Raw genomic sequence first — 25,694 nt, 5'->3', positions numbered from 1 at the left:
GTGCCTCAATTGTCATTGATGCAGCCGCTGCCTTGCACTTGATAGTCCAGCACATGTTCACGGCCCTGGTGGTCGAGGTAGTTGAGTCGCGCGGGGATCACGCCGCAAGCCTGGGAAATATCGGTGCTGGAGAGGACTTTGTCGACATCCAGGTGCACGTAGAAGCCGTTGGTGTCGTGAATCACTGTGCGCTCAGGCATTTCAGCGGCGAACACGGAACCGGTGGCGAGGAGGGCGGTGAAGGCGAGGATCAGGGTTTTCATGATGGGTCACTCGAGTCGTTGAAGTTGATCGGCGTTCTGGCCGGGACAACTTCAAGCTACCGGGCGATCCGCTCGGCAAACCGACAACTCGATGACAAATCTGTAATAAACCGAACCTGTGGGAGCCTGCGCACTCCCACAGAGTATTCAGCTGGCGTGGGTGCTGAGAATGCTCGCGATCTGTTGAGGCTGGCAGTTGAGGTACGGCGAGGATTTCAGCCACTGCTGATCCGGGTACCAGGAGAACATGAATTGGCCATTCTTCAGACTGTCGATCACCCGTTTGGCGACTTGCGGTCGCACGGCCGGGCAACCCTGGCTGCGCCCCAGACGGCCGGTACGTTTGCTCCAGAACGGGTTCACGTAGTCGGCGGCGTGGATCACGATGGCGCGGTCACGGGCCATGTCGTTGACGCCCGGTTCCAGACCGTCCATGCGCAGCGAGTAACCGTGAGTGCCCTGGTAACTTTCCTGGGTGCGGAACAGGCCGAGGCTGGACTGAAAACTGCCTTCACGGTTGGAGAACCGGGTGGCGAAGTTTTCCCCGGAGTTCGAACCGTGGGCGACCAGGTCGCGCAGCACCAGTTTTTTCCGGGTCAGGTCGAAGATCCACAACCGGCGCTCGGTGGACGGCTGCGAATAGTCGATGATCGCCAGGTGACGGGACTGCTTCGCGCCGTTGTTGATCGCACATTGCATGGCGTTCAAGGCACCTTTCAGCGCCTGGGGATTGAGTTCCGGAGCGGCGTGCGCGAGGCTGGTGTACAGAACCGGCGAAGAGGTGCCGGCGGCAAAGGCTGGACTGGTCAGCACGCCAATGGCGGTGGCAGTCAGCAGAAGTCGGCGCAAAAACGTCAACATTTAAAGTGAGTCTCCACTTGCTACTTGTTTGGCACTTAGGCTCCTGACGTCCAGTCGTTCCCGGCAAGCCCGCGAATCGGGCCTGACTGTTCACCGCACCTGAGGTAAGGTTGACCGTCAATCAGGACGGCCATGGATTGGAGTAAAGCAGTTGTTCAAAAAGTACGCATGCTACTTGAGCATTTGTTTGCTCGCTGCGCCGTTTGTCGCTTGCGCCGAAGAGCCGTTGCCAGGACTCCCGACGCTGCCGCCCGTGCCGACGGAAATGCCCATCGAGCCGCAGAGCCCGTTGCAGGCTGCGCTGATCAGCCTGCCACAGGCGTGTCCGACGATCGGCACCAGCCTCAACGGTCCGGCGCTGGATCAGTTGCGCGCGTTCTACCAGCAGCAGGACTGGCTGCCGGTGTGGGCTGATGGCGGGCAATTGCCGGCCTTGCACGCGCAATTGCAGCTGTTGGCCGACGATGGCCTGAACCCGAAACGCTATCCGGTGGCCCTCACCGCCCCGCAGGACGGCGAACTGTGCGCCGACATCGAGATCAGCCGTTATTACCTGCAAGCCCTGCAGGATCTGCATTACGGCCGTCTGCTGCAATCGCACTTCGAACCGCTGTGGCATTCCGACGAAACGCCACGCGACCGGCAGGCCGAATTGCTCGCCATCGCCGTACCGGGCGTGCACAACGTTCCGGCAGCCTTCGATCTGGCCCGCCCGCAGTTGGCGCAGTATCAGAACCTGCGTCATCTCTACGCAGCTCAACGCCTGAAAGCCTTGCCCCAGTGGACATCGGTGGGCAACGGCCCGTTGCTGCGTCCGGACATGGAAGACAAGCGCGTGCCGGAACTGGCTCGCCGGCTGCATAGCGAAGGCTATCTGACCAGTGTGATCGGCACGCCGGACAACGCTTATCACGGTGTACTGGTGGAGGCGGTGAAGAGTTTTCAGGCCAACCATTCGTTGCAGGCTGACGGAGTGGTGGGGCCGGGGACGATTGCCGAACTCAACATCAGTCCGCTGACTCGTCGCGAACAGCTGCGGGTCAACCTTGAACGTTTCCGCTGGATGGCCCAGGACATGGAGCCGGACGGTTTGCTGGTGAACGTCGCCGCTGCTGAACTGACGCTTTATCAGGGTGGCCTGCCGGTGTGGCAGACCCGCACCCAGGTCGGACGCGCCGAACGCCAGACCCCGCTGCTCAAATCGCGGGTCACGCGCCTGACCCTGAACCCGACCTGGACCGTGCCGCCGACCATCTGGAAGGAAGACAAGCTGCCGGAAATCCGCAAGGACCAGACCTTCCTCAGCCGTCAGAACCTGCAAGTGCTCGACGCCAACGGCCAGCCGCTGGCCGCCGCCGACATCGACTGGGACAACCCCGGCAACATCCTCCTGCGTCAGGATGCCGGGCCGCGCAACCCGCTGGGGCAGATGGTCATTCGGTTCCCCAACCCGTTCTCGGTGTACCTGCACGACACGCCGAGCAAGGCGCTGTTCGACAAGGGGCCACGGGCGTTCAGTTCCGGCTGCGTGCGGGTCGAGCATCCGATGAAGCTGCGCGACTTCCTGCTCAGCCCGGCGGAGAAGGCGCGCACCGACACCTTGCTCGCCACCGGCACCACCCATGAATTCCGCCTGAGCAATCCGGTGCCGATCCTCATGACTTACTGGACGGCACAGGTCGATGGCCAGGGTCGCGTGCTCTATGCGCCGGACATCTACAGCCGGGACAGTGCGTTGTTGGCGGGGCTGGACCGGGCGCATTGATCCTCAGCGGCTGGCGCGTTTCCAGAAAAACCGCGCCAGCCACGCATCCACGCTCAACTTGCCGGCCCCGGCAAACACCAGCGGCACCAGCGCAGCCAGATAAATTGCCGGCAGCTTGAAGTTGCCGAAGCCCTTGTTGGTGATCGCGTAACCCTGGGCCAGTTCACTCAGCGATGACCAGTCCGCCGGCCAGTGCACGGCAGCGGTGGCGACGACGGTCACGACGATCAGCGAAATCGCCGAAATCCGCGTGCCGAATCCGATCAGGATCGCCAGCGCGCAGATCAGCTCTGCCCACATCGACAGTTCCCAGTTCAGCGTGGCGGGCAAGTGGTCGAAGGGAAACGGGAACCGCTCCTGAATGTCTTCGAACCAGTTCTGGCCGTTGAATTTCTCCAGTCCCGATTCGAAAAATTCCCAGGCGATGAACAGGCGCAGGGTCAGCGGTGCGAGCCACTGGCCGGCGCGGTCAAGGTTCACATGCAGGCCTTTGACGGCCGACGAGAGAGCTGTGGTCATAGGAAGGCTCCATTCATTCAAGAGAAAACGGGGCACCGACGTGCCCCGTGAAAAGGGTTATTCGCCGGCGCCGCACTTGCCTTCGCCGCATTTGCCTTCCGAGGTTTTTTCCGCCGGGTCGGCCTTGGCCTGGGTCTGGCTGTAGCCGTGATCCAGTTGTTTGACGCTGAACGCTTCGGAAGCCGAAGCGGCGTTGGACAGGGCCAGGCCACCGGCAAGCAGCAGGCCGAGAGTCAGGGAGGTTTTCGAGAGCTTGGTCATGGTGAATCTCCGATGCGATAGGTGAGTTCAAAGGCTTGATCGGGGCTGCCGATCGACAGGTTCATTTGAACGTCGGGCTGTATCGCTGATGTGTCGCGAAGGCCCGGATTTGTGCGCGGGATGTGTCGGGCGTCGGGCCGTACACACTGCGATACACAGCCTGCGCAAAACCTGTGGGAGCGAGCTTGCTCGCGATAGCGGTGGGTCAGGCGCCGAGGGTGCTGGCTGTATTGGCCTCATCGCGAGCAAGCTCGCTCCCACACTGGATCTCCAATTATTTCGAATGTGTGATTTGCCTCAGACCCGCAGCGTCTAGCCACGGTGTCCCCGCAATCCCATGGGGCGAGACTTCGGAACCCGGCATGCAAGCGCTGTTGAACGAGATCCTTGACGCTGTCCGGCCCCTGATCGGGCAGGGCAAGGTGGCTGACTACATTCCCGCCCTCGGCACCGTGCCGGCCAATCAACTGGGCATCGCCGTGTATGGCAACGACGGCGAGATGTATTGCGCCGGCGACGCCGAGACGCCGTTCTCGGTGCAGAGTATTTCCAAGGTGTTCAGTCTGGTGCAGGCCATCGAACATTCCGGCGAGGCGATCTGGGAACGCCTGGGCCACGAGCCGTCCGGCCAGCCGTTCAACTCGCTGGTGCAGCTGGAATTCGAACGCGGCCGTCCGCGCAATCCGTTCATCAATGCCGGGGCGCTGGTGATCTGCGACATCAACCAGTCACGCTTTGCCGCGCCAGCCTTGTCGATGCGCGACTTCGTGCGACGGTTGTCGGGCAACCCGCAGGTGATGGTCGACGGCAAGGTCGCCGACTCCGAATACCAGCATCGCGCGCGCAACGCGGCGATGGCGTACCTGATGCAATCCTTCGGCAATTTTCACAACGACGTTGAAGCGGTGCTGCGCAGCTACTTCAGTCACTGCGCGTTGCGCATGAACTGCATCGACCTGGCTCGGGCGTTCTGCTTCCTGGCCAACGACGGCTTCTGCAAGCACAGCGGCGAACAGATTCTTACTCGCCGCCAGACCCAGCAAGTCAACTCGATCATGGCCACCAGCGGTCTCTACGACGAGGCCGGCAACTTCGCCTACCGCGTCGGTCTGCCGGGCAAAAGCGGCGTCGGTGGCGGTATCGTTGCGGTGGTGCCGGGGCAGTTCACGGTGTGCGTGTGGTCGCCGGAACTGAACACGGCGGGCAACTCGCTGGCGGGGATGGCGGCGCTGGAAATGCTCAGTTCGCGGATTGGCTGGTCGGTGTTCTGAGGCCGTGTTGCTTTGAGGGAGGCCAACCTATACATTTTCCGGCCGCCCTCAATATGGTGAATCCGCTCCATGTCTCTCGCGCTCGAACGTCTCGTCGCTGGCACGCCTATCCCTTTCGCCGGTAACCGCGTCACCGTGGTCAGCCCCGAACTGGCTGAGCGTTTCCGACCCGGCGACCACCTGTTGGTGGAGCAGGTGAGCGGCGAGCTGTTGCTGATTCCGGTGGTGGATCAGCAGGCCGCATCAGTGGCGATCGAGCGTGCAGCAGCGGCGTTTACCGCGTTGTCCGCTGTGCCGGATGAGGCCATCAGCCGCTTCTTCGATCTGTTCGCTCAACGCCTGGAAAACCCGGACGCTTGGGCCCTGATCGAAACCGCCAACCTCGCCGACATCGAACGGGCCAAGGCTCGCGGCCGTTCCACTACCCGGTTGCTCGCCGATGAGCGCATGCGCCGCGACATGATCGCCGGCCTGCGCGCCTGGCGTGATGCGCCGGCCACCCGCGGCAAAGTCATCAGCAGCGTCGAACATGACGGCTGGAAGGTCGAGCAAGTGGTGTCGCCGCTGGGCATCGTCGCGTTCGTGTTCGAAGGCCGGCCAAATGTTTTCGCCGACGCCGCTGGCGTACTGCGCACCGGCAACACTGCCGTGCTGCGCATTGGCAGCGATGCATTGGGCACCGCGCAAGCCATCGTCACCCACGCCCTGAACCCGGCGCTGGCCGATGCCGGTCTGCCGGCGGGTGCGGTGTCGCTGGTGGAGAGCGTCAACCACGCCGCCGGTTGGGCGATGTTCGCCGACCGGCGTCTGTCGCTGGCGGTGGCCCGTGGTTCGGGTCGTGCGGTCAGTCAGTTGGGCAGCATCGCCCAGCAGGCCGGCACCGCCGTCAGCCTGCACGGCACCGGTGGCGCGTGGCTGATCGCCGACCGCGATGCCGACACCAAGCGCTTTGCCGCTGTGGTGCGCAACTCGCTGGACCGCAAGGTCTGCAACACGCTGAACGTCTGCCTGATCCAGCGCGACCGTGCTGCCGAACTGGTGCCGCTATTCCTCGATGCCTTGAAGCAGGCCGGTACCGCGCGCGGTCAGGGCTGCAAACTGCACATCGTCGAAGGCAGCGAAAGCTATCTGCCGGGCGACTGGCAGAACGCGACAGTCGAGGTCTATCGGGCGGAGGGTTACCAGACTGAAGCGCTGGCCGAGCCGTTGCCAGAAGCGCAATTGGGGCGCGAGTGGGAATGGGAAGAAACCCCGGAAACCAGCCTGATGATCGTCGACGATCTGGATCAGGCCATCGCGCTGTTCAATCGCTACAGCCCGCAATTCACTGTATCGCTGATCAGCGAAGACGCGGCGGTTCAGGAGCGCTTCTACAGCGCGGTCAACGCGCCGTTCGTGGGCAATGGCATCACCCGTTGGGTCGATGGACAGTACGCGCTGAACAAGCCGGAACTGGGGCTTTCGAACTGGGAAAGCGGCCGCCTCTTTGCTCGCAGCGCGATTCTCTCCGGTGACGGTGTGTTCACCGTACGCAGCCGCATGACGCAAATCGATCTGGGTGTAAAACGCTGAACAGAACAACGCCGCGCCGTCGAAATGACGGGCGCGGCGTTGTGTTTTCAAGCAGCATCGACTGCCTGACCGTACACCGCGCACGTCGACGGTTGCTCGGCCAGCGAGACGAAGGTGCGACGGTCGGCACTCAGCGCGTCGATCGAGCCGGTCTCGATGTCGTACACCCAGCCGTGCAGATTCAGCAGGCCTTTCTCCTGGGCCAGACGCACGCTCGGGTGAGTCTGGATGTTCGCCAGTTGCGCGATCACGTTTTCCCGCACCATCGAACTCAGCTTGGCCGCGTCATTGGCGTGCGGCCGCGATTCGTTGACCACTTTCGCCGACTCGGCGTGTTGCAACCAGCCGCTGACGGCGGGCAGGTGATCCATGCATTTGCACTGGGCGATGGCGGTCATCGCGCCGCAATCGGAGTGGCCGCAGATCACGATGTCGGTCACGCCGAGCACGGCTACCGCGTATTCCACCGTCGCTGAAACCCCACCCGGATGCGGGCTGTAGGACGGCACGATATTGCCGGCGTTGCGGATCACAAACAGCTCGCCGGGTTCTTGCTGGGTCAGCAGTTCCGGGACGACGCGGCTGTCGGAGCAAGTGATGAATAAGGTGCCCGGGGTTTGGGTAGTCGCCAGGTGTTTGAACAGCTCGGTGCGTTGTGGAAACGCTTCGTTCTGGAACTTCAGGAAGCCTTCGATCAGGTTTTTCATGGTGTAGTCCTCTCAGTTCGAACAGCCGGTGCCGAATTCGCTGTATTGAAGAATGTGTTTTGCGCCGTGGCTGTCGAGGTAAGTCATCTCGACCGGCACTACGCCGCAGACGTCGGCCACCGGGGTGGTGCTCACGACTTCAGCGATGTCCAGAGACATGCCGTAGCGATAGGCGACGGCCTCTTCATCAGCCTGGGCCTGGGCGGCAAGGCCGGCGAACAGGGCCAGGGTCAACAGAATTTTTTGCATGGGGCAGCCTCCAGACAGATGTGGTGACGACTTGGCAATTCAGGTTTGGAGGGGCCCGCACGCGGGGTGCGGGCCCGGAGGGATCAGAACGGACGCAGCGGGAGGAACTTGCCGTCGAGGGTGACCACGGCGCGGGAACCGCCTTCTGGGTCTTCGACTTTCTTGATGTCGAGCTTGAAGTTGATTGCGCTGATGATGCCGTCGCCGAACTGTTCGTGAACCAGCGCCTTCAGGGTGGTGCCGTAGATCTGGATCATCTCGTGGAAGCGGTAGATGGTCGGGTCGGTCGGCACACCGTCGAGGCTGCCGCGCAGCGGGATGATTTGCAGGGCGGCGATGTCTTCGACGCTCAGCTCAAGCTTGTCGCCGACCACTTCGGCCGCGGCTTTCGGCAGTGGATGCTGGCCGAGGAGGGCGGCGGTGACGTAGGCCAGGCTCAGGCCGGTGCCGTCGGCCAGATCCTGCCACGACAGGTTTTTCTGAGCCTTGGCATCCAGGGCGCGAGTGGTCAGGGCGATGCGGCTGTCGTTGTAGGCTTGGGATTGCATGGTGCTTCTCCTTTCGGGGTTGGCTTGCTGTGTGGGATTCATCTTCTGCCGATTGATCCATAGCGTCCAAGACCGATATACAATGCAAAGCATAAGCACTGCCTATAGATGGAGCGTCCCATGCTGCTGCGACATTTGCGATACCTGCTGGCCGTGGCCGATCACGGCGGCTTCACCCGGGCGGCCGAAGCGCTGCACGTGTCGCAGCCGACCCTGTCGCAACAGATCCGCCAACTGGAGGAAAGCCTCGGGGTGGATCTGTTCGACCGCACCTCGCGCTCGGTGAAACCGACTGACGCCGGCCAGGCCTATATCGAGTGTGCGCGGCGGGTGCTGGTGGAGCTGGAGGCGGGCAAGCGCGCGTTGCATGACGTGAAGGATCTGTCCCGAGGCTCACTGCGGCTGGCCATGACGCCGACATTCATGGCGTACCTGGTCGGGCCATTGGTGCGTGATTACGTGGCGCGGTATCCGGGGATTCACCTGGAGATTTTCGAGTTGTCGATGGACGACATCGAGGCCGGGCTGGCGGATGACTCGCTGGATATCGCGATTGCCTTCACGCCGGTGCGCAATCCGGACATCGAGTGCATTCCGGCGTTTGTCGAGACATTGGGAGTGATGGTCGGGCGTGAGCATCCGTTGTATGACAGCGCTTCGGTGCTGACCCCGGATGACATTGCGCAGCTGGATTTCGCCTTGCTGGCGCCAGACTTCTTCACGCGCTTGTCGATCGACGAATACTTCCGCCACAACGGCATCACGCCCAAGGTGCAGATCGAGGTGAACTCGGTAAGTACGTTGCTGGAAGTGATCCGGCATGCGCCGATTGCGACCATGTTGCCGGAAGCGATTGCGACCGAGGACCGGGCATTGCGCCGGTTGCGTGTCGAGAGTGAGGCACCGCAGCGGGGAGCGGCGTTGTTGCGGCGCCAGAATAATTATCACAGTGCGGCGGCGGTGGCGTTCATGGAGATGGTGCTGGAAACCCGTTCATGAGCATTGTTTGCAAGCAATAAAAAGGGCCTGCTCCTTATCGGAAGCAGGCCCTTTTGTTTATTGAAGTCAGAACTCAGTAGAACCGATCAATCACCCGAACTTCGTTGTTGTTCTGCATCGAGTCCCACGCCTGTTTCAGCGTCTGCAGAACATTACCGATGAAGTCCTTGTCGGCCGCGGCTTTCTTGCCGACGTAGCCGTGGCCGCGGCGGTACATCTTCAGGCGGGCCAGCAGGTTCTGGTTGTTCCGGTCGAACTCTTCTTCACCAGCATGGGGCGACAGGCAGTCGATATGGACCTGACCCGACTTGCTGATCCACAGAATATGGCTGTCGTGGCTGTCTTTTTGCGCAGCGAACATACGAGCCAGTTCTTCGATAGTAGGTTGATTGTTCAGATTCATGATATTGCCCCTTGACCAGTCTGGTGATCTTTCAAAGTTGATTCGCTAATACAGGTAGCCCATCGGTTAGTTGATCCCTGGCACCGAAACCAGGACGTCAGCGGTCGCCCGTGTGAAGTACGGGGTCATGCGTCTGTTGCATGTAGTCGTGTTGAATAACTGCTACGCAATAGCGTCACAACGAGGAGAAGCAGCGAAAACCGGGAGGCTCCTTGACGACGTTTTCAGGGTCGACCACAAGCGTCTTGAGAATTTTCGCCAGCGCTTCTCGTCCTTGTACTGGACGTTCAGGCCAGGTCAGCTTCTTCAATCTGCCTTGTGGGCAGCGTGTATCCGGAAAAAACAGCTCGGCGGTCAGACGAGCTTGCTCAAGCGTGTTGCCAGTGCTCCCGATCGGGGAGACGTCTGCATCATGCAAAAGCAAAACGATGCCGTCAACGGTTTTGTAGTGATTATTCTTGGTCACTACATATTGTCGGACAAAGTCATTCTGGAATGAAAAAAGCGGCGTTCAGGCAGCGGGAGAAAGGCTGCGCAGGCAGTAGAACGTGCAGGGATAGCCGTCCACTGTTTTGGTCTGGAGGATAAAGTCGCCGCCGCTCAGCTCGGGGACGAGCCGGGCCCAGAACCGCTGTGCAGGCAGGTTGGCGTCGACATGGAAAATCTGCCATCGACCGGGCAGGTGGCTCAAGAGGGCAGAGGCGACAAACTGCGCGACGCCTTGGCCACGCCAGCGTCGGCTGACGAAGAAGTAGCCGATGTTGTAGTCGGCTCCTTCGATGAGGAGGTGGTCATCCACGGTCACGAATCCTGCCAGTTCGCCGTCGACGTGAATCAGGAATGGCCGGGTCGCCGGCTGGCGCCAGTAATCGTCTTTCAACTGGATCGGGAAGAACCCATGCCCGCCGAGCTTCAGCGGCAGCCACTCGCTGAAGTCATAGGTGTAGAACTGCATCAGGTTCTCGAGGGTGTCCAGTTCGTCGCGCCGGGCGACGCGCAGTTCGATGACAGACATGCCGCTGCCTCCTGACCATCACTGCAGAAACAGTAGCGCGCAGCGGGCTATTTGGCTGCCGGTTTTGCCGCGCGCTTGCCGGTTCCGGTGGTTTTGCGCCGAGTGGTCTTGCGTTTGTTCTTCCATGGCGCAGCGGCCTTGCCGGCAGGCGGCGGGCCGCTGATGGTCAGGCTCAGCCCGGCGCAACGGGTCACTTGCTTGCTCATCCACGCTGCCTGTTTGGTGACGAACTCTTCCAGACTCATCTCGCCACTCTGCACCATGTCCAGCGCCTGCTCCCAGATCGCTGTGGTGCCAGGGTCGGCAATCGCTCGCGGCACGGCGTCGATCAGGCTGAACGCGGCGGGTGTGGCGGACAGCGCCTTGCCGTTCTTCACCAGATAACCGCGATCCAGCAACCCTTGAATGATCGAGGCGCGGGTGGCTTCGGTGCCGATGCCGGTGGTGTCCTTGAGTTTCTGCTTGAGCAGCGGATCTTCCACCAGTTTGGCGACGTTCTTCATTGCCTTGATCAGGTCGCCTTCGGTGTAGGGCTTGGGCGGCTGCGTCCACAGGTCCTTGAGCTTCACGTCCGCCACGGCGCACTCGGCACCTTGGGTCAGTGTCGGTAGCGTCTGTGGCGCGGGGGCTTCACGGCCCTTGGCCGGGGCCAGCGCTTCGGGCAGCGCGCGTTTCCAGCCCGGTTCGATGATCTGCTTGCCGACCGCGCGCAAGGCTTCCCCGGCGCAATCGAAATCGGCCTGGGTACGGTCGTATTCGTGATTGGGCAGGAACTGCGCCAGATACCGCGCGCGAATCAGCGTATAGACCGCACGGTGCTTGCCGGTCAGGCGTTCGAGATTCTTCGCGGCAGCGGTCGGGATGATGCCGTGGTGAGCGCTGACCTTGGCGTCGTTCCAGGCGCGGGAGCGGCGTTGCGGCTCCAGATGGTCACGCAACGCTTCGAGGCCCGGATCGGCCTGACGCAGCGCTGCAAGAATCCCCGGCGCCTCGCTGTGCTGGCTAACGGGCAGGTAGCCGCAATCGCTTCGCGGGTAGGTGATGACTTTGTAGGTTTCGTAGAGGGCCTGGGCGATGTCGAGGGTTTCTTGGGCACCGAGGCCGAGCTTCTTCGAGCAGACTTCCTGCAAGGTGCCCAGATCGAAAGGCAGGGGCGCCACTTCGCGCATGCGTTCGGTGCGCAGTTTGACCACTCGGGCGCTGGCAGCGCTGCTGATTGCAGCGGCCGCTTGCCGAGCGAGGGCCTGATTGAGGCAGCGATCCTGATCGTCACAAGCATCGCCCGGTGCACGCCATTGCGCAGTGAACGCCGTGGCGTTGTGCAGCAGTTGCACGTCGATGGCCCAGTACGCGACCGGCACGAAATCGGCGATGCTGCGGTCGCGATCCACCACCAGCCGCAACGTCGGCGTCTGCACGCGGCCCACCGGCAGCACGCCTTGATAGCCGGATTGCCGGCCAAGCAGGGTGAACAGCCGACTCATGTTCATCCCGATCAGCCAGTCCGCCCGCGAGCGCCCCAGTGCCGAGTGATACAGGCTGAAGGTTTCAGCGCCCGGCTTGAGCGCCGCCAACGCCTTGCGAATCGAGGCTTCGTCCAGCGCCGACAGCCACAAACGGCGGATCGGCCCGCGATAGCGGCAATGCTCCACCAGCTCCCGGGCGATCATCTCGCCCTCACGGTCGGCGTCGGTGGCGATGATCAACTCGCTGGCCTCGCCGAGCAGGCGCTTGACCGCCTTGTACTGGCTGGCGGTGCGCGGCTTGACGGTCATTTTCCATTTGTCCGGGATGATCGGCAGGTCGGCCAGCACCCAGCGCTTGTATTTGGCGTCGTAGGCGTCCGGCGGCGCGGTTTCCAGCAAATGGCCGATGCACCAGGTCACCGTGACGTCCGTTCCCAGCCAGCAGCCGTCACCGCGACGTTTTGCGCCGAGCACGGCCGCAATATCCTTGGCCTGGGAAGGTTTTTCACAGAGGTACAGCCGCATAACCACCGTCGTCGATCATTGCCCGAAGAGGCGCACAGAATGGCCTGAGTCGGGCGTTCGGGCAACTTTTATCTGTATGGATATACAGATAAAAGGATTGCCGGTCATGACAGCCCGCGTCGTGGCAATCCGGGACGCTATCGAGAAATTGATTAGCGCCCCCGTCGGCGGCTGTGGCAGGTTCAATCTGCCTAATCAGGGCGAGTGACAGGACGATCTCGCCAGAAGATCGCCGCTTTTCTGTCTGACACTGACTCTTCAGAAACAAGGACGTACACCATGTCTCAACCTTCCTCCCAGGCCAGCAGCGCCTTCACCGCCGTCGACACCTTCAGCCACCTGTATGACCGTGGCACCGGGACCGTCAATGGCAAGCCGTCGTTCACCGCCGACCAGGCGGCCGACGAAATCCTGCGCAAGGGCATGTCGTGGCAGGACAAGAACGCCGACGGCAAGATTGATCTGACCTACACGCTCCTGACCGACAAACCGTCGAACTACAACCCGAAACTCGGCAACTTCAGCGAGTTCAGCGCCCAGCAAAAGGCCCAGGCCGTGCTGGCGATGCAATCTTGGTCGGACGTGGCCAACGTAACCTTCACCGAAGGCAAGGGCGGCGACGGCCACATGACTTTCGGCAACTACGACGTCAGCACCGGCGGCGCGGCGTTCGCCTACCTGCCGCAGGGCAGCAGCTACGACGGTCAATCGTGGTACCTGATAAACGATCAGTACCAGGTCAACAAGACCCCGGACACCAACAACTACGGGCGCCAGACCCTGACCCACGAAATCGGCCACACCCTCGGCCTGTCGCACCCGGGCGCCTACAACGCCGGCAACGGCAACCCGACCTACGGCGACGCCAAATACGCCGAAGACACCCGTGGCTACAGCCTGATGAGCTATTGGAGCGAGGCCAACACCGACCAGAACTTCAGCAAGGACGGCGGCGGCGCCTACGCCTCGGCACCGTTGATGGACGACATCGTCGCGGTGCAGAAACTCTACGGCGCCAACTTCGAAACCCGTGCCGACAACACCGTGTACGGCTTCAACTCCAACGCTGATCGTGACTTCTACAGCGCCACCTCGAACACCTCCAAAGTGGTGTTCTCGGTGTGGGACGGCGGCGGCAACGACACCCTGGACTTCTCCGGCTTCAGCCAGAACCAGAAGATCAACCTCAACGAAGGTTCGTTCTCCGACGTCGGCGGTCTGGTGGGCAACGTGTCCATCGCTCACGGCGTGACCGTGGAAAACGCCATTGGCGGCTCGGGCAATGACCTGTTGATCGGCAACGCGGCGGTCAACGACCTGATCGGTGGCGCAGGCAACGACATCATTTACGGCGGTGGCGGCGGTGATTCGCTGTGGGGCGGTGAAGGTGCGGACACCTTCGTGTTCGGCGCGGCCAGCGACTCCACCATGACCGCGCCGGACTGGATCATGGATTTCACCAGCGGCCTGGACAAGATCGACCTGTCGGGCATCGCCGGTTTCGCCACCGGCGCGGCCACGCTGAACTTTGTCAGCGGCTTCACCGGGCACGCAGGCGACGCGATTCTCACTTACTTCGAACAGACCAACCAGACCAGCCTGATGATCGACCTGACAGGCCAGGGTTCGGTGGACTTCGCCGTGGGTGTGGTGGGGCAGGCCGTGGCGACCGATATCGTCGCCTGATCTGAAAACGGAAAATCTGAAACGAAAAAACCGCAGCCCTTCGCAGGCTGCGGTTTTTTGTTTTCGGACATCGCTCTACGACAGTGAAATCCGTTACTGCTCGGTCTCGAGGATCGACGTGGCGGGGGCATTACGTACTCTGGCAAACCACCAAAGAGCCGCCACGCCCAGCAGCGTCGCCAGCACGGCCAGAATCAGAATCACACGTTGCGTCCCCAATGGCGCAGCGAGCAGTGCGACCAGCAGACCGGCCAGCGGTTGCGACAAGTTGTTGAGCAGGGTGATCACGCCCACGGTCTTGCCGAAGTCCTGAGGGGGAATGACTCGCTGGCGAATGCTGCGCATGTAAACGTTGAACATCTTGTCGAAACCGACGATCAGCAGGAAACCCAGCACATAACCCGCCAGGTTCGGGCTCAGGGCGCTGATGAAGGCGCCGGCGGCGAGCATCGAACAGGCAACGCCACCCAGTACGCGCAACGGCAATACCACCCGGGCGAGGAAAAACAGAATCACGATGGTGGTCACCGCGCCAGCCGCTTGCAGCACGGCGTAGTCGTCCTTGCCGGCGCTGTATTGACCGAGCACCATGGCCGCCGAAGTGGCCAGGGTGACCCCGACAATCAGGTTGACCCCGACTGCCAGGGTGATGATCTTTTTCAGCTCCGCCAGTTCGCGGATATGCCTGAAAGCGATGCGCAGAGGCTGTAGCCAGATGTCCTGATGCTGCTCGAACACCTCCAGGGTGATACGGCTGAAACGTTGCCACACCAGCATGCTGAGGTCGGCCAGCAGGAACAGTCCGGCCACCCACAGCACCACCCAGTGCCAAGCCGAAACCTCCAGCAGCAATGCCGCCACCAAGGGCCCCAGAACCAGTCCGGTCTGGTCGGCTATCTGCGAGTAGGAAAGGGTTTTGGTGTAGCTGTAGTGTTGGAAGATATGCGGCATCAGCACTTCGCGGGCCATGATGCCCTGAGTAGTCAGCACGCCGCACAGCGCTGACAGCACCACCAGCCATGCGATACCGCCGAAGACGGCATAAAGCCCTACCGCCAGCACGCAGAGTAGCGCCCGGTAGACCTGACTGATGTGCAGGATTCTGATGGGCGAGAACTTGTCGCACAGGGCCCCGCACAGCGGAAACGCGAGAAAGCGCGGCAGCGACTCGACGAAAAATGCAAGCCCCGCCCAGGACGCGCTGTTGGTGGTCTGGAATACCACCAACGGCACGATGAACAACAGGATCTGATCCGCCAGCCGCGACAGGAACAGCGAGATGAAAAAAGCCAGGTAATCCTTACGCATGATGACTCCTGTCGGTGGGCGATTTGGCTGTTTTGCGCGTGATATGAAACCAGAAACCGCCGCCCTCGCAAGCGGCGGTCATATCTGATCGAAGAAAGGCCGTTCGGCTGCGAACCCGACGAGATTCCCCCGCATGGGTTATACCTGAACCGGTGCCTTCGCCGCAGTCAGGAGAAACCGATGAAAACTTCCGGTCCCAGTCCCGTCATCACCATCGCCGAGCAGCCTGGCTGCCTCCTGGTGAAATTCCACGGCATACAAGTCGCCGCCTCCGCCCGAGCACTGGTGCTGCTCGAAGCCAATTACCCGCCGGTCTACTACATCCCCCGCGAAGACATCGACGAAAAATACTTCGCCCGCACCGACCACACCACCTACTGCCCGTACAAGGGCGATGCCAACTATTTCAGTCTGCAAGTGCCGGGGCATGAAGGGGCGAATGCGGTGTGGACGTACGAACATCCGAAGATTTCGGTGAGCCAGATCAAGGACTACGTGGCGTTCTATCCCGATCAGGTGAAGTTTGAATTGCTGGAGGCGGAAGTCTGAGATTCCGCAGGGTGGCGAGGGCATTGCGCCCCCGCCACTCGTTTATCAATCAGTTCTTGTCCAGATCGATATTCTTCGTCTCACGCAGACAGATCATCCCCACCACCAGGCTCACCCCGGTAATCAGCACCGGGTACCACAGCCCATAGAAAATATCCCCGGTGTACACCACCAGCGCAAACGACACGGTCGGCAGGAATCCGCCGAACCAGCCGTTGCCGATGTGGTACGGCAGGGACATCGAGGTGTAGCGGATGCGGGTCGGGAACAGTTCGACCATCAGCGCCGCGAGCGGGCCGTAGCACATGGCGGAAATGATGATCAGGCCGACAATCAGGGCAACGATCATCGGTTTGTTGATCTGCTGCATGTCGGCCTGTTGCGGGTAGCCGGCGAGGGTGATGGCGCCGCGCAGTGCCGCCTCGTCGAAACCGTCGAGTTTCACATCGCCAACGCTCACTTGCACCGCGCTGCCCGCCGGGGCGGCGACGCTGGAGTAGGGCAGGCCTTGCTTGACCAGGAAGGTCTTGACCTTGTCGCACGGGCTGTCGAATTTGGCCTTGCCCACCGGATCGAACTGGAAGGTGCAGGTCGCCGGGTCTGCCACCACGGTGATCGGCGCCTGCTGGCTGGCGTGGTCGATGGCCGGGTTGGCGTAGTGGGCCAGGGATTTGAAGATCGGGAAGTACAGCGCCGTGGCCAGCAACAGGCCGAGCATCAGCACCGGTTTGCGCCCGACCTTGTCCGACAGCCAGCCGAAAAAGATGAAGAACGGCGCGCCGATCACCACGCTGATGATCAGCAGACTGTTGGCCACTGCCGGGTCCATTTTCAGGAACTGGGTGAGGAAAAACAGCACGTAGAACTGCGCGGCGTAGAAGGTCACCGCTTGCCCGGCGTTGATACTGAACAGGGCGATCAGCACGACTTTGAGGTTTTCCCATTTACCGAAAGATTCGCGGATCGGCGCCTTGCTGGTCTTGCCTTCCTCTTTCATTTTCAGATAGGCCGGCGACTCGTGCAGGCTCAGGCGAATCCAGGTGGAAATGCCCAGCAGCACGATCGACAGCAGGAACGGAATGCGCCAGCCCCAGACTTCGAACTGATCGCCGGTGAAGTAGCGGCAGCCGAGCACCACCAGCAGCGACAGCAGCAGACCGAGGGTCGCGGTGGATTGAATCCAGCTGGTGTGGAAGCCGCGTTTGCCGATCGGCGCGTGTTCGGCCACGTAAGTCGCAGCGCCGCCGTATTCGCCGCCGAGGGCCAGGCCCTGCAGCATGCGCAGTATCACCAGAATGATCGGCGCGGCGATGCCAATGCTGGCGTAGGTCGGCAGCAGGCCCACCGCGAAGGTCGCCACGCCCATCAGGATGATGGTCGCGAGGAAGGTGTATTTGCGCCCGATCATGTCCCCCAACCGACCGAACACCAGCGCCCCGAACGGCCGCACGATGAAGCCTGCGGCGAACGCCATCAGCGCAAAGATGAACGCCGTGGTGTCGTTGACCCCGGCGAAAAACTGCTTGCTGATGACCGCCGCCAGGGCGCCGTAGAGAAAGAAGTCATACCACTCGAACACCGTCCCCAGGGACGAGGCGAAGATGACCTTTCGGGTATCGGGGCTGACGTCCGTGCTGCGCACGGCGTCCAGAGGCTGAACGTGTTCTGACATATCGGTATCCCTCACAGTGATTGTTTTTGTTGTTTCCACTGTCGGCGCCGACCTTGTGGGCGGGCGCCGCTGTTCCTTTGGTCAAGAGAGTGCGGTCAGTGCTTTTTCTTCGGCGGGAAAACTCCGGGCGGTTGGGTTGAGAATCAGCTGTGCCGCTTTTTCAGCAATCATCAGCGTAGGCGAACAGGTGTTGCCCGAGGTAATGCGCGGCATGATCGACGCATCGGCAATCCGCAGACCGGGCACGCCGTGCACGCGCAACTGCGCATCGACCACCGCGTCCGCGTCGTTGCCCATGCGACAGGTTCCGACCGGGTGGAAAATCGTCGTGCCGATCTTCGCCGCCGCTTCGTGCAGTTGTTCTTCGGTCCGCAGGCTGGCGCCGGGCAGGTATTCCACCGGATTGAAGGCTTGCAGGGCCGGGGCGCTGACGATACGCCGGGTCAGGCGAATCGCATCGGCGGCCACGCGCAGGTCTTCGGGATGGCTAAGGTAATTGGGCTGAATCAGTGGCGCGGTTTGCGGATCGGCGGAGCGGATCTCTATTCGGCCACGGCTCTGCGGCCGCAGATCACACACCGATGCAGTGAACGCGGGGAAGCTGTGCAACGGCTCGCCAAAGCGCTCCAGCGACAGCGGTTGCACGTGATATTCGAGATTGGCCGAGGTCTGTTCCGGCCCCGAGCGGGCAAACGCGCCCAGCTGACTCGGCGCCATCGACAACGGCCCGCTGCGGTCATACAGATAACGCAGGCCCATGCCCATCTTGCCCCACACGCTGCCGGCGATCTGGTTGAGGGTGCGGGCGTTTTCCAGTTTGTAGATCAGCCGCAGTTGCAGGTGATCCTGCAGGTTGCCGCCGACGCCCGGCAGTTCATGCACCACGCCGATCCCGAGCTTTTCCAGCAGCGGGCGCGGGCCGATTCCGGAGCGTTGCAGAATGCTCGGCGAACCCACGGAGCCGGCGCACAACACGATCTCCTTGCGCGCCTTGAAGCTCTTTTGTTGACCCTGCCAGCGGGCGCTGACCTTCGAAGCGCGACCGTCTTCGAACAACACGCGATCCACTTCAACTTCGGTCAATACCGTGAGATTGGCCCGATCGCGAATCGGCTTCAGAAACGCCTTCGCCGCATTCCAGCGTACCCCGGCCTTCTGATTGACCTGGAAGTAGCCGCAACCCTCATTGTCACCCTGGTTGAAGTCATCGATACTGGCGATGCCGCTCTGTTCCGCAGCGCTGCGGAACGCATCGAGAATCGGCCATGACAAGCGCTGGCGTTCGACCCGCCACTCACCCTTGTCACCATGAAAGTCCGCCGCGCCGGCGAAGTGGTTTTCGCTCTGCTTGAACAGCGGCAGCACGTCATTCCAGGCCCAGCCCGGATTGCCCTCGGCGGCCCAGCCGTCGTAGTCGTTGGCCTGCCCACGCATGTAGATCATGCCGTTGATCGACGAACAGCCGCCCAGCACCTTGCCGCGCGGATAACTCAGCGCGCGGCCATTGAGGCCCGGTTGTTCTTCAGTCTTGAAGCACCAGTCGGTGCGCGGGTTGCCAATGCAGAACAGGTAACCCACGGGGATGTGAATCCACGGATAGTTGTCGCGCCCGCCGGCTTCCAGCAACAGCACGCGCTGCTGCGGATCCGCCGACAGCCGATTGGCCAGCAAACACCCGGCCGGCCCGGCGCCGACCACGATGTAATCGAATTCATCGAGGGAAGTCTGCATTCCCTGACCTCGCTTATTGTTTTTGTTGTCAGTCATCCTAGTTGTTAGCTTTCGTCAAAAGAATGTTAGTTTTTGCGCAGCCGCTGTGCGTTTTCAAACAGCGCTTCCTGACGATAGCCGACAAGGACAAGCCATGTTCGACTGGAACGACCTGCGTTTCTTTCTCGAGTTGCAGCGCAGCGGCCGCCTGCTCACCGCCGCCCGCCGTTTGAACACTACGCACGCGACCGTCGCGCGGCACATCGAGGCCATCGAAAAAAGCCTCGGCACCGCGCTGTTCGTCCAGCACGCCCAAGGCTACGAGATGACTCCGGCGGGGGAGGCGCTGCTCAAGCACGCCGAAGCCATGGAAAACGTCGCGCTGCTGGCTCAGGAGGAAATCACTCAGTCCACCGCACCGCTGGGCAAGATCCGCGTTGGTGTTACCGAAGGCCTGGGCATCATGTTTCTCGCCAGTCGCATGATCGGGTTGTTCGAGCGCTATCCGGGACTGGAAGTGGAACTGGTGGCGGTGCCGCGCTTCGTCAGCATCCTCAACCGCGAGGCGGAAATCAGCATTCACCTGGAGCGGCCGGCGGCGGACATGCTGGTCACGCGCAAACTCACCGATTACCGGCTCGCGCTCTATGCCAGCCGCGCCTATCTCGACAACGCGCTACCGCTGCGCAGTCGCGAAGATCTTGGACGGCATGCGTGGATCGGGTACGTCGATGATTTGCTGTTCAGTCAGGAGCTGATGTTTCTCAATAGCTTCTGTCGTAACCCACGGGTGGTGTTTCACAGCACCAGCGTGATTGCCCAGCAGCAGGCGGCGCGTTCGGGGCTGGGGATTGCAGTGCTTCCTTGCTACATGGCGGCGTCGGATCCGGATCTGGTGGCGCTGTTGCCGGATGAGAGTATCGAGCGCAGTTACTGGATCAGTACGCGGCGAGAGTTGCACAAGTCGGTGCGTTTGCGGGTGGTTTGGGATTACGTGGTGGGGTTGTGCGAAGGCGAGCGAGCGTTGTTGATGGGGCAGTAACGGACGGCTGTTTCATGCAACTAAAACGCCCGGCAAAAGGTCATTCGAATGGCGGAGGTTGAGTCATCTCGCAGAACCTCGACAACGAAGACGTTACCCGTGGCCACTCACCTCGATCGCCGCAATAACCTGTCCCTCGACAGCCTGAATTTCTTCCTCGCCGACGTGCGTGACGGGCTCGGTCCGTATCTCGCGATTTATCTGCTGGCGGTTCACCACTGGGAGCCGGCGAGCATTGGTCTGGTCATGACGATTGCCGGGATCGCCGCGCTCATCACGCAGACCCCGGCAGGCGCGCTGGTCGACAGCACACGCTTCAAGCGGGCGCTGATCGCGATTGCTGCACTGGTGGTGACCGGAAGCTGTCTGCTGCTGCCGTTCGTGACGTCATTTACGCTGGTGGCCGTGACGCAAGCCATCAGTGCCATTGCCGCTTCGATCTTTGCGCCGGCCATCTGCGCAATCACCCTGGGGATCACTGGGCCGCGCGCCTTCACGCGAAGGACCGGGCGCAACGAAACCTTCAACCACGCCGGCAATGCCTGCGCTGCATTGCTGGCCGGTTTGTCCGCATACCTGTTCGGCCCGGTCGCCGTGTTTTATTTGATGGCCGTCATGGCGCTGACCAGTGTGATTGCCGTCTCGTTCGTATCGGCCGATGCCATTGACCACGATCTGGCCCGAGGCCTTTCACCGAGCGAAACAGGGCAGGGCAAGCAGCCTTCGGGGCTTTCCGTGTTGCTCACCAACAGACCGCTGCTGATGTTCGCGATTTGCTGCGCGCTGTTTCATCTGGCGAACGCGGCGATGTTGCCGTTGGTGAGTCAGAAACTGGCCCAGGCCAATCTGCAGATGGCCACGCCGCTCACCTCCGCCTGCATTGTGGCGGCGCAAATGGTGATGGTGCCGGTTGCGTTGCTGGTGGGCGCGAAAGCCGATCTGTGGGGGCGCAAGCCATTGCTGTTGGCGGGGTTTCTGATCCTGCCGTTGCGTGGCGTGTTGTATGTGCTGTCGAACGATCCGTGGTGGCTGGTCTCGGTGCAGTTGCTCGATGGCATCGGCGCGGGGATTTTCGGTGCGCTGTTTCCGGTGGTGGTGAAAGACCTCACGCTGGGCACCGGGCATTTCAATGTCAGCCTTGGGGCGATTTCGACAGTGTTTGGTCTGGGCGCTGCGCTGAGCAATACCCTGGCGGGGATTGTGGTTCAGGAGGCGGGGTACAGCGCTGCATTCCTGACGTTGGCGGGGGTAGCGATGGCGGCGCTGGTGCTGCTTTGGGTGGCGGTGCCGGAGACGGTGTCGCGATCCGGTGTTGAAACCACCGGGTTGCAAGATCGTGTGCCTCCGATCGTTGTTCCCTGACGTCTTGGCATGCTTGTACTGGACTGTGTGAACGTCATGGCCTTCAATCTGTGGAGTCATGACATTCCATCGCAAACAGGGAGCTTGCAGCATGAGCGAAGACGCAAAAGTAAAAGGCCCGGCATCCTACTTTCCTTCAATCGAAAAGAAGTACGGCCAACCCATCGACCACTGGCTGAACCTGCTTGCCAGCATCACCGACAAAAAACACATGGAACTGGTCGCCTGGCTCAAGACCGAACACGGCATGGGCCACGGGCATGCGAACGCGCTGGTTGCTCATCATCTGGCAAGTGGCAGGAAGTGAGGGCAGGGCAGCGATGAACTTGAAACACAGGCCAGTGACGGCCGAAGACGTCAAAACGATTTGCAGTTTTCCGCAGGGTGTTCAGGAGTTGTATTTCATGTTCCCGAAGGCGGAATTTCCGTTGACGGAAGCGCAGATGAACGCTGCGATCAGTCAGCGGTTTGACTCCACGGTGGTCGAGGCGGATGGCGAGATTGTCGGGTTCGCCAACTTCTATCGCGCCGAACTCCAGGGTATTTGCTGCATCGGCAATGTGATCGTGGCGCCGAGCGCGCGGGGCAAAGGCGTAGCCCGGTTCATTGTCGAGACCATGACTGAATTGGCCTTCGAGCACTGGGAGGCCAATGAGGTGCAGTTGTCCTGTTTCAACGAAAACACCGCCGGATTGCTGTTGTATCCGACGCTGGGGTTTGTGCCGTTTGACATTGAGGAGCGAGCCTCGCCGGGAGGTGGGCGAACCGCGTTGATTCACATGAGGCGCAGTAGAAGTGCGGCCTGATCTACTATCGGTTTGACCGTCAGGGTTGTGCTAACTACGCTGCTTTTCATGGAAGTGTCATCTCGCACGACAAGGAGTGTCGGTTATGCGCGCAGCCGTTGGTTCGCCCTTTTTCCTGACGTTTTTTACCTCCCTCGCATTCAGCGTCGCGGCTGCCCAGCCACCCCTGGATCCGCTCGAAACCCTGAACCGCATCAACCGCAACTACAACACCCTCAAGGACGCATGCCAGGAACCTGACACCGGCGCCGCTCGCGGGCATTACTACTGCAGCGGGGTGACGTTGCGCATGGTTAACGACGGGCCTTTCAACCCGTGGGACTACAGCCCTTACGCGATCAAGATCGGCGCGACGTCCTACTCGTGGATTCGCAAGGACCTGAGCACCCGTATCCTCATTCACCCGGCCGGTTTCATCCTGCGCAATCCCACCGACGCAGCGGCGCTGCAACTGCCGGTGAAGGAGCAGGGCTTCACTTGCATCTATGCCTTCGATGGCGGAACCGGGCCCGAGCGCAAGTGGTATGGCTGCGGCTTTTTCGACAGCCGCGAACCGCCGCGCGCCGCCCAGCCTCCGATGAACAACAAGAACGCCGCGCTGGCTTATGGCACTTGCGCGGAGGCCGGGGTGAGTACCGCCGAGCAGTGGACCAGCCAGTACACCGGGCTGATGAAAGGACCGATCCAGTACGGCCAGTGCTCCTGGAACGCGGAAAAACCCAGCGACTGGAATGCGATGATCCGCGTCCACGAATCGCGGGTGAACACCACCAACAAAGACCCCTTTGCCTTCAGCGCACAGGTCAACGAATTCATGTTGAAGAATGCCTCGGCCACCAACGACGGCAGCGAAAACATGAAGTACATCGACGCCTTCATCTACAACGTCAACAGTACCCAGAACTTCGCCACTCGCGGCGATCAGGCGCCACCCAAACCGGAAAACGGCCTGAACAGTGCGCGCAATTTCCAGAAGAAACTCCAGGCCCAGGGTTACAGCGTGCCGATCCTGCGGCTGGATTTCACCAAGCCACCGGAGCAGCGCTTCAGCTATGTCGCGGCGGATCAGGCGATCGATCTGACGACCGCCGGCAACGGTCAGCCTGCACCGGTGACCTCTCGCTACATTGCGTCGGCCAACTGGGTCGAACGCCATGACCCCGGCACCGGCAAGAACGAGTGGACGCTCAATGTCACGCCCACAGCCCAGGGCAAAGCGATTCAGGCCAGCGATCAGGAGGCGTTGTACAAGGAGTTGTTCGCGCTGCGCGGCGCCGACAGCCAGTGGCGCGACAGCGAAAAATCCCCCGGCAGCATGCGTCAGCAACTCAGTTGTCTGGTGCAGAACTACCCGGGCAAGACCGAATGGAATCTGGAGCCGTTCCGCCCCGTCGTCACCCCTCAGGAAGCCGCCAAGGCCGGTTGTAACCCGCTGCCGGCCAAGGCGCCGCAGTACATCGCTTCCGCCGACTGGGTCAAACGCTACGACCCGGGCACTCGTCAGGATGAATGGACCTTGAGCGTCGTGCCGACAGCCGCCGGTCGCGCCTTGCCCAACGAGCAGATTGATGCCCTGTACCAGCAGTTGTTCGCGCTCAGGGGCGCCGATGGCAACTGGCGCGACAACGAGAAGTCCGCCGGCAGCATGCGCCAGCAATTGAGCTGCGTACTGGTGAATTACCGCGCCAAGACGCCATGGAATCTTGAACCCTTCCGGCCTGCGCTCTCGGACAGCGAGACACGCTCGGCAGGTTGCAACCCGATTCCGCGTTAAGCCCGCCCGATGCAGCAGGACGTCGCATCGGGTTGAGCAGGGAAGGTCAGAAGCATCATCAGGGAGAAATACGTCATGAAAGAGCACTGGAACAGGATCGTCCCGTTACTCGCGGTTCCATTGTTTCTGCACGCGACATCGGCCAGTGCCGAGTCCTGTGAGGAAACCCTCAAACGCGTTGAAAGCTTGTACAACAACACCACCGCCAGTTGCGGCAAAGACCCGGCGTCGGACTGCTCGGGGCTGTTGATCCGGGGCACGCACCGGGCCGATCCGGCGAAAGGGCAGAAGTGGGACGTCTGGAACCCCAGCCCCAAAGCGGTAGAGCTGGGAACGTTTGCCGCCTCCTACATGCGCGCCGACAACATCAGCTACGAAGACCCCGGCATGAGCACGCAGAACGGCTACATCATCACCCCGGTCGACATGGTGCGCGATCCCGAAAGCCCGGTGCATGTTTACTGCGCGTTCCCCAACGATGCCTGGACCGACTTTCGCGACGATCGCGGCTGCGGCAACAACAAGAACACCAGCCCGACCGAAGCGGTCTGCCAGGCCATGGCGCCGCCGATCACCAACGTCAACGCGTGGGTCGCGCACTTCACCAAGTTCAACAACAACCGCCAGCAGGATCAGCTGCAATGTGGCTTCAACATGCGCAACCCGATGAGCAGCCAGGATCGGGTCACGGCGTTCCAGAACTTCATGGGCGCCCGGCGCGTCATCAACACCCGTGAGTTCCAGACCCAGACCGAGCTGCGCCTGGGCAATCCGAAAACCGATGAATTGCCAATCCTGGCGTTTTTCTACAGCGACTCGCGGGGCCTGAACGATGCGCTGGCCAACCAGCGCGACTACAAAGCCAAGACCGGCAAGGACCGCAATATCGTCAAGATCGACTTCCCGAAAACTCCAACCGCCAAGGCCACGTTCTCGTGCATCCAGACGGCAGCGCCACCGGCGCAACAGTTCTGCGAGAAGTACATCGAATCCAGCACCTGGGTTCAGCGTGACGACCCGAAACTCGGGCCGAAAACCTGGTCACTGGAAGTCGTGCCGACCGCCTGCGGCCGCGCGATCAAGGACGACCAGACCGACCGCATGTTTGCCGAGCTGTACAACAAACACAAAAACGACGAGCAATGGCGCCAGTACAGCGTCAACGGCGGGTCATTGCGCCGGCAGCTGGTCTGTCATCTGGCAGCGACATTTGATGGCAAGCCTGTGAGGAACAAGCCGGAGTGGAACCTTGAACCGGCGCGGCCGTATGTGGATCAGGCGACCGCGGTGGCGCAGCGGTGTAATCCGTACTGAAGTTTTTCGCGGTGAAATCCGGTCTGCCGATGTCGTGGGTGTCGGCA

General features: G+C 61.4%; 26 protein-coding genes. 12 read left to right on the top strand and 14 right to left on the bottom strand.

Going from position 1 to position 25,694, the window contains the following annotated elements; translation table 11 throughout:
* Positions 1-5: 5 nt before the first annotated feature.
* Together AC1Q9F_RS05300 and AC1Q9F_RS05295 are read right to left on the bottom strand one after the other, a co-directional pair.
* Complete coding sequence (locus AC1Q9F_RS05300) at positions 6-263, bottom strand: DUF2790 domain-containing protein (protein ID WP_115078329.1); 258 nt, start codon at positions 261-263, stop codon at positions 6-8.
* Between the two features lie 147 nt (positions 264-410).
* Positions 411-1,124 (bottom strand): murein L,D-transpeptidase catalytic domain family protein, encoded by a 714-nt coding sequence (locus AC1Q9F_RS05295; protein ID WP_007950579.1) that lies wholly within the window; start codon positions 1,122-1,124, stop codon positions 411-413.
* A gap of 151 nt (positions 1,125-1,275) precedes the next feature.
* Here AC1Q9F_RS05295 and AC1Q9F_RS05290 point away from each other — a divergent pair, with 151 nt between their 5' ends.
* Positions 1,276-2,889, top strand: a complete 1,614-nt coding sequence (locus AC1Q9F_RS05290; RefSeq protein WP_492618744.1) for a L,D-transpeptidase family protein — start codon at positions 1,276-1,278, stop codon at positions 2,887-2,889.
* A gap of 3 nt (positions 2,890-2,892) precedes the next feature.
* Here AC1Q9F_RS05290 and AC1Q9F_RS05285 read toward each other — a convergent pair whose 3' ends face one another.
* Positions 2,893-3,408, bottom strand: coding sequence for an HvfX family Cu-binding RiPP maturation protein (locus AC1Q9F_RS05285; protein ID WP_236195080.1), 516 nt, complete (start codon positions 3,406-3,408; stop codon positions 2,893-2,895).
* 57 nt (positions 3,409-3,465) lie between these two features.
* Positions 3,466-3,669, bottom strand: coding sequence for an HvfA family oxazolone/thioamide-modified RiPP metallophore (locus AC1Q9F_RS05280; protein ID WP_492618745.1), 204 nt, complete (start codon positions 3,667-3,669; stop codon positions 3,466-3,468).
* 362 nt (positions 3,670-4,031) lie between these two features.
* Here AC1Q9F_RS05280 and glsB point away from each other — a divergent pair, with 362 nt between their 5' ends.
* Together glsB and AC1Q9F_RS05270 are read left to right on the top strand one after the other, a co-directional pair.
* Entirely contained in the window at positions 4,032-4,940 is a 909-nt protein-coding gene (gene glsB / locus AC1Q9F_RS05275; protein ID WP_011334745.1) for a glutaminase B, read from the top strand.
* 69 nt (positions 4,941-5,009) lie between these two features.
* Positions 5,010-6,512: an aldehyde dehydrogenase family protein gene (locus AC1Q9F_RS05270; RefSeq protein ID WP_492618746.1), complete on the top strand. Its 1,503-nt coding sequence runs from the start codon at positions 5,010-5,012 to the stop codon at positions 6,510-6,512.
* Positions 6,513-6,559: 47 nt separating this feature from the next.
* Here the strand turns inward: AC1Q9F_RS05270 and AC1Q9F_RS05265 are convergent, their stop codons facing one another.
* The 3 genes from AC1Q9F_RS05265 to cynS form a co-directional block, all read right to left on the bottom strand.
* Positions 6,560-7,219, bottom strand: coding sequence for a carbonic anhydrase (locus tag AC1Q9F_RS05265; protein WP_007950573.1), 660 nt, complete (start codon positions 7,217-7,219; stop codon positions 6,560-6,562).
* A 12-nt stretch (positions 7,220-7,231) separates the two neighbouring features.
* Positions 7,232-7,468 carry a DUF2790 domain-containing protein gene (locus AC1Q9F_RS05260; RefSeq protein ID WP_492618747.1) on the bottom strand — a complete coding sequence of 79 codons (237 nt, stop codon included), beginning with the start codon at positions 7,466-7,468 and terminating at the stop codon, positions 7,232-7,234.
* Positions 7,469-7,551: 83 nt separating this feature from the next.
* The gene (gene cynS / locus AC1Q9F_RS05255) at positions 7,552-8,016 is read right to left on the bottom strand and encodes a cyanase (RefSeq protein ID WP_492618748.1); all 465 of its coding nucleotides are present in this window, start codon (positions 8,014-8,016) and stop codon (positions 7,552-7,554) included.
* Positions 8,017-8,136: 120 nt separating this feature from the next.
* Between cynS and cynR the strand changes: the two genes are divergently transcribed.
* The gene (cynR, locus tag AC1Q9F_RS05250) at positions 8,137-9,015 is read left to right on the top strand and encodes a transcriptional regulator CynR (protein ID WP_492618749.1); all 879 of its coding nucleotides are present in this window, start codon (positions 8,137-8,139) and stop codon (positions 9,013-9,015) included.
* Positions 9,016-9,088: 73 nt separating this feature from the next.
* On the opposite strand, the gene AC1Q9F_RS05245 is transcribed toward cynR, so the two are convergent.
* From AC1Q9F_RS05245 to AC1Q9F_RS05230, 4 genes are all read right to left on the bottom strand, one after another.
* Entirely contained in the window at positions 9,089-9,418 is a 330-nt protein-coding gene (locus AC1Q9F_RS05245; RefSeq protein ID WP_007950569.1) for a hypothetical protein, read from the bottom strand.
* A gap of 175 nt (positions 9,419-9,593) precedes the next feature.
* Entirely contained in the window at positions 9,594-9,884 is a 291-nt protein-coding gene (locus AC1Q9F_RS05240) for a hypothetical protein (protein WP_158248202.1), read from the bottom strand.
* 45 nt (positions 9,885-9,929) lie between these two features.
* The gene (locus AC1Q9F_RS05235; protein WP_492618750.1) at positions 9,930-10,433 is read right to left on the bottom strand and encodes a GNAT family N-acetyltransferase; all 504 of its coding nucleotides are present in this window, start codon (positions 10,431-10,433) and stop codon (positions 9,930-9,932) included.
* 47 nt (positions 10,434-10,480) lie between these two features.
* On the bottom strand, positions 10,481-12,424 hold the full coding sequence (locus tag AC1Q9F_RS05230) for a DNA topoisomerase III (protein WP_492618751.1): 1,944 nt from the start codon (positions 12,422-12,424) through the stop codon (positions 10,481-10,483).
* Positions 12,425-12,703: 279 nt separating this feature from the next.
* Between AC1Q9F_RS05230 and AC1Q9F_RS05225 the strand changes: the two genes are divergently transcribed.
* The gene (locus AC1Q9F_RS05225; RefSeq protein WP_492618752.1) at positions 12,704-14,110 is read left to right on the top strand and encodes a serralysin family metalloprotease; all 1,407 of its coding nucleotides are present in this window, start codon (positions 12,704-12,706) and stop codon (positions 14,108-14,110) included.
* Positions 14,111-14,203: 93 nt separating this feature from the next.
* Here AC1Q9F_RS05225 and AC1Q9F_RS05220 read toward each other — a convergent pair whose 3' ends face one another.
* The gene (locus tag AC1Q9F_RS05220; RefSeq protein ID WP_492618753.1) at positions 14,204-15,418 is read right to left on the bottom strand and encodes an MFS transporter; all 1,215 of its coding nucleotides are present in this window, start codon (positions 15,416-15,418) and stop codon (positions 14,204-14,206) included.
* 180 nt (positions 15,419-15,598) lie between these two features.
* Here AC1Q9F_RS05220 and AC1Q9F_RS05215 point away from each other — a divergent pair, with 180 nt between their 5' ends.
* On the top strand, positions 15,599-15,967 hold the full coding sequence (locus AC1Q9F_RS05215; protein ID WP_085602857.1) for a DUF427 domain-containing protein: 369 nt from the start codon (positions 15,599-15,601) through the stop codon (positions 15,965-15,967).
* A gap of 49 nt (positions 15,968-16,016) precedes the next feature.
* Here the strand turns inward: AC1Q9F_RS05215 and AC1Q9F_RS05210 are convergent, their stop codons facing one another.
* Positions 16,017-17,639 (bottom strand): MFS transporter, encoded by a 1,623-nt coding sequence (locus AC1Q9F_RS05210; RefSeq protein ID WP_492618754.1) that lies wholly within the window; start codon positions 17,637-17,639, stop codon positions 16,017-16,019.
* An 81-nt stretch (positions 17,640-17,720) separates the two neighbouring features.
* Positions 17,721-19,370: a GMC family oxidoreductase gene (locus AC1Q9F_RS05205; RefSeq protein ID WP_492618755.1), complete on the bottom strand. Its 1,650-nt coding sequence runs from the start codon at positions 19,368-19,370 to the stop codon at positions 17,721-17,723.
* Between the two features lie 133 nt (positions 19,371-19,503).
* On the opposite strand from AC1Q9F_RS05205, the gene AC1Q9F_RS05200 reads away from it, so the two are divergent.
* From AC1Q9F_RS05200 to AC1Q9F_RS05175, 6 genes are all read left to right on the top strand, one after another.
* Positions 19,504-20,391 carry a LysR family transcriptional regulator gene (locus tag AC1Q9F_RS05200; protein ID WP_492618756.1) on the top strand — a complete coding sequence of 296 codons (888 nt, stop codon included), beginning with the start codon at positions 19,504-19,506 and terminating at the stop codon, positions 20,389-20,391.
* 99 nt (positions 20,392-20,490) lie between these two features.
* A complete protein-coding gene (locus AC1Q9F_RS05195) occupies positions 20,491-21,753 on the top strand; it encodes an MFS transporter (protein ID WP_492618757.1) in 1,263 nt (420 codons plus the stop codon).
* Positions 21,754-21,844: 91 nt separating this feature from the next.
* Positions 21,845-22,060: a DUF4287 domain-containing protein gene (locus tag AC1Q9F_RS05190; protein ID WP_492618758.1), complete on the top strand. Its 216-nt coding sequence runs from the start codon at positions 21,845-21,847 to the stop codon at positions 22,058-22,060.
* 13 nt (positions 22,061-22,073) lie between these two features.
* Complete coding sequence (locus tag AC1Q9F_RS05185; protein ID WP_492619432.1) at positions 22,074-22,559, top strand: GNAT family N-acetyltransferase; 486 nt, start codon at positions 22,074-22,076, stop codon at positions 22,557-22,559.
* A gap of 85 nt (positions 22,560-22,644) precedes the next feature.
* Entirely contained in the window at positions 22,645-24,333 is a 1,689-nt protein-coding gene (locus AC1Q9F_RS05180) for a DUF2599 domain-containing protein (protein WP_492618759.1), read from the top strand.
* 75 nt (positions 24,334-24,408) lie between these two features.
* On the top strand, positions 24,409-25,647 hold the full coding sequence (locus AC1Q9F_RS05175) for a DUF2599 domain-containing protein (protein WP_492618760.1): 1,239 nt from the start codon (positions 24,409-24,411) through the stop codon (positions 25,645-25,647).
* Positions 25,648-25,694: the final 47 nt, after the last annotated feature.

The organism is Pseudomonas sp. GW823-FHT04A03, assembly GCF_058796615.1.
This window is presented reverse-complemented; position numbering and strand designations above follow the sequence as displayed.

Bases quoted from the DNA above. Each gene is read 5' to 3' on its own strand.
- cynS (WP_492618748.1), bottom strand. From the start codon at position 8,016: ATGCAATCCCAAGCCTACAACGACAGCCGCATCGCCCTGACCACTCGC.
- AC1Q9F_RS05230 (WP_492618751.1), bottom strand. From the start codon at position 12,424: ATGCGGCTGTACCTCTGTGAAAAACCTTCCCAGGCCAAGGATATTGCG.
- AC1Q9F_RS05190 (WP_492618758.1), top strand. From the start codon at position 21,845: ATGAGCGAAGACGCAAAAGTAAAAGGCCCGGCATCCTACTTTCCTTCA.
- AC1Q9F_RS05210 (WP_492618754.1), bottom strand. From the start codon at position 17,639: ATGTCAGAACACGTTCAGCCTCTGGACGCCGTGCGCAGCACGGACGTC.
- AC1Q9F_RS05200 (WP_492618756.1), top strand. From the start codon at position 19,504: ATGTTCGACTGGAACGACCTGCGTTTCTTTCTCGAGTTGCAGCGCAGC.
- AC1Q9F_RS05235 (WP_492618750.1), bottom strand. From the start codon at position 10,433: ATGTCTGTCATCGAACTGCGCGTCGCCCGGCGCGACGAACTGGACACC.
- AC1Q9F_RS05245 (WP_007950569.1), bottom strand. From the start codon at position 9,418: ATGAATCTGAACAATCAACCTACTATCGAAGAACTGGCTCGTATGTTC.
- AC1Q9F_RS05180 (WP_492618759.1), top strand. From the start codon at position 22,645: ATGCGCGCAGCCGTTGGTTCGCCCTTTTTCCTGACGTTTTTTACCTCC.
- AC1Q9F_RS05270 (WP_492618746.1), top strand. From the start codon at position 5,010: ATGTCTCTCGCGCTCGAACGTCTCGTCGCTGGCACGCCTATCCCTTTC.
- AC1Q9F_RS05185 (WP_492619432.1), top strand. From the start codon at position 22,074: ATGAACTTGAAACACAGGCCAGTGACGGCCGAAGACGTCAAAACGATT.
- AC1Q9F_RS05280 (WP_492618745.1), bottom strand. From the start codon at position 3,669: ATGACCAAGCTCTCGAAAACCTCCCTGACTCTCGGCCTGCTGCTTGCC.
- cynR (WP_492618749.1), top strand. From the start codon at position 8,137: ATGCTGCTGCGACATTTGCGATACCTGCTGGCCGTGGCCGATCACGGC.
- glsB (WP_011334745.1), top strand. From the start codon at position 4,032: ATGCAAGCGCTGTTGAACGAGATCCTTGACGCTGTCCGGCCCCTGATC.
- AC1Q9F_RS05175 (WP_492618760.1), top strand. From the start codon at position 24,409: ATGAAAGAGCACTGGAACAGGATCGTCCCGTTACTCGCGGTTCCATTG.
- AC1Q9F_RS05285 (WP_236195080.1), bottom strand. From the start codon at position 3,408: ATGACCACAGCTCTCTCGTCGGCCGTCAAAGGCCTGCATGTGAACCTT.
- AC1Q9F_RS05265 (WP_007950573.1), bottom strand. From the start codon at position 7,219: ATGAAAAACCTGATCGAAGGCTTCCTGAAGTTCCAGAACGAAGCGTTT.
- AC1Q9F_RS05215 (WP_085602857.1), top strand. From the start codon at position 15,599: ATGAAAACTTCCGGTCCCAGTCCCGTCATCACCATCGCCGAGCAGCCT.
- AC1Q9F_RS05225 (WP_492618752.1), top strand. From the start codon at position 12,704: ATGTCTCAACCTTCCTCCCAGGCCAGCAGCGCCTTCACCGCCGTCGAC.
- AC1Q9F_RS05300 (WP_115078329.1), bottom strand. From the start codon at position 263: ATGAAAACCCTGATCCTCGCCTTCACCGCCCTCCTCGCCACCGGTTCC.
- AC1Q9F_RS05205 (WP_492618755.1), bottom strand. From the start codon at position 19,370: ATGCAGACTTCCCTCGATGAATTCGATTACATCGTGGTCGGCGCCGGG.
- AC1Q9F_RS05295 (WP_007950579.1), bottom strand. From the start codon at position 1,124: ATGTTGACGTTTTTGCGCCGACTTCTGCTGACTGCCACCGCCATTGGC.
- AC1Q9F_RS05260 (WP_492618747.1), bottom strand. From the start codon at position 7,468: ATGCAAAAAATTCTGTTGACCCTGGCCCTGTTCGCCGGCCTTGCCGCC.
- AC1Q9F_RS05220 (WP_492618753.1), bottom strand. From the start codon at position 15,418: ATGCGTAAGGATTACCTGGCTTTTTTCATCTCGCTGTTCCTGTCGCGG.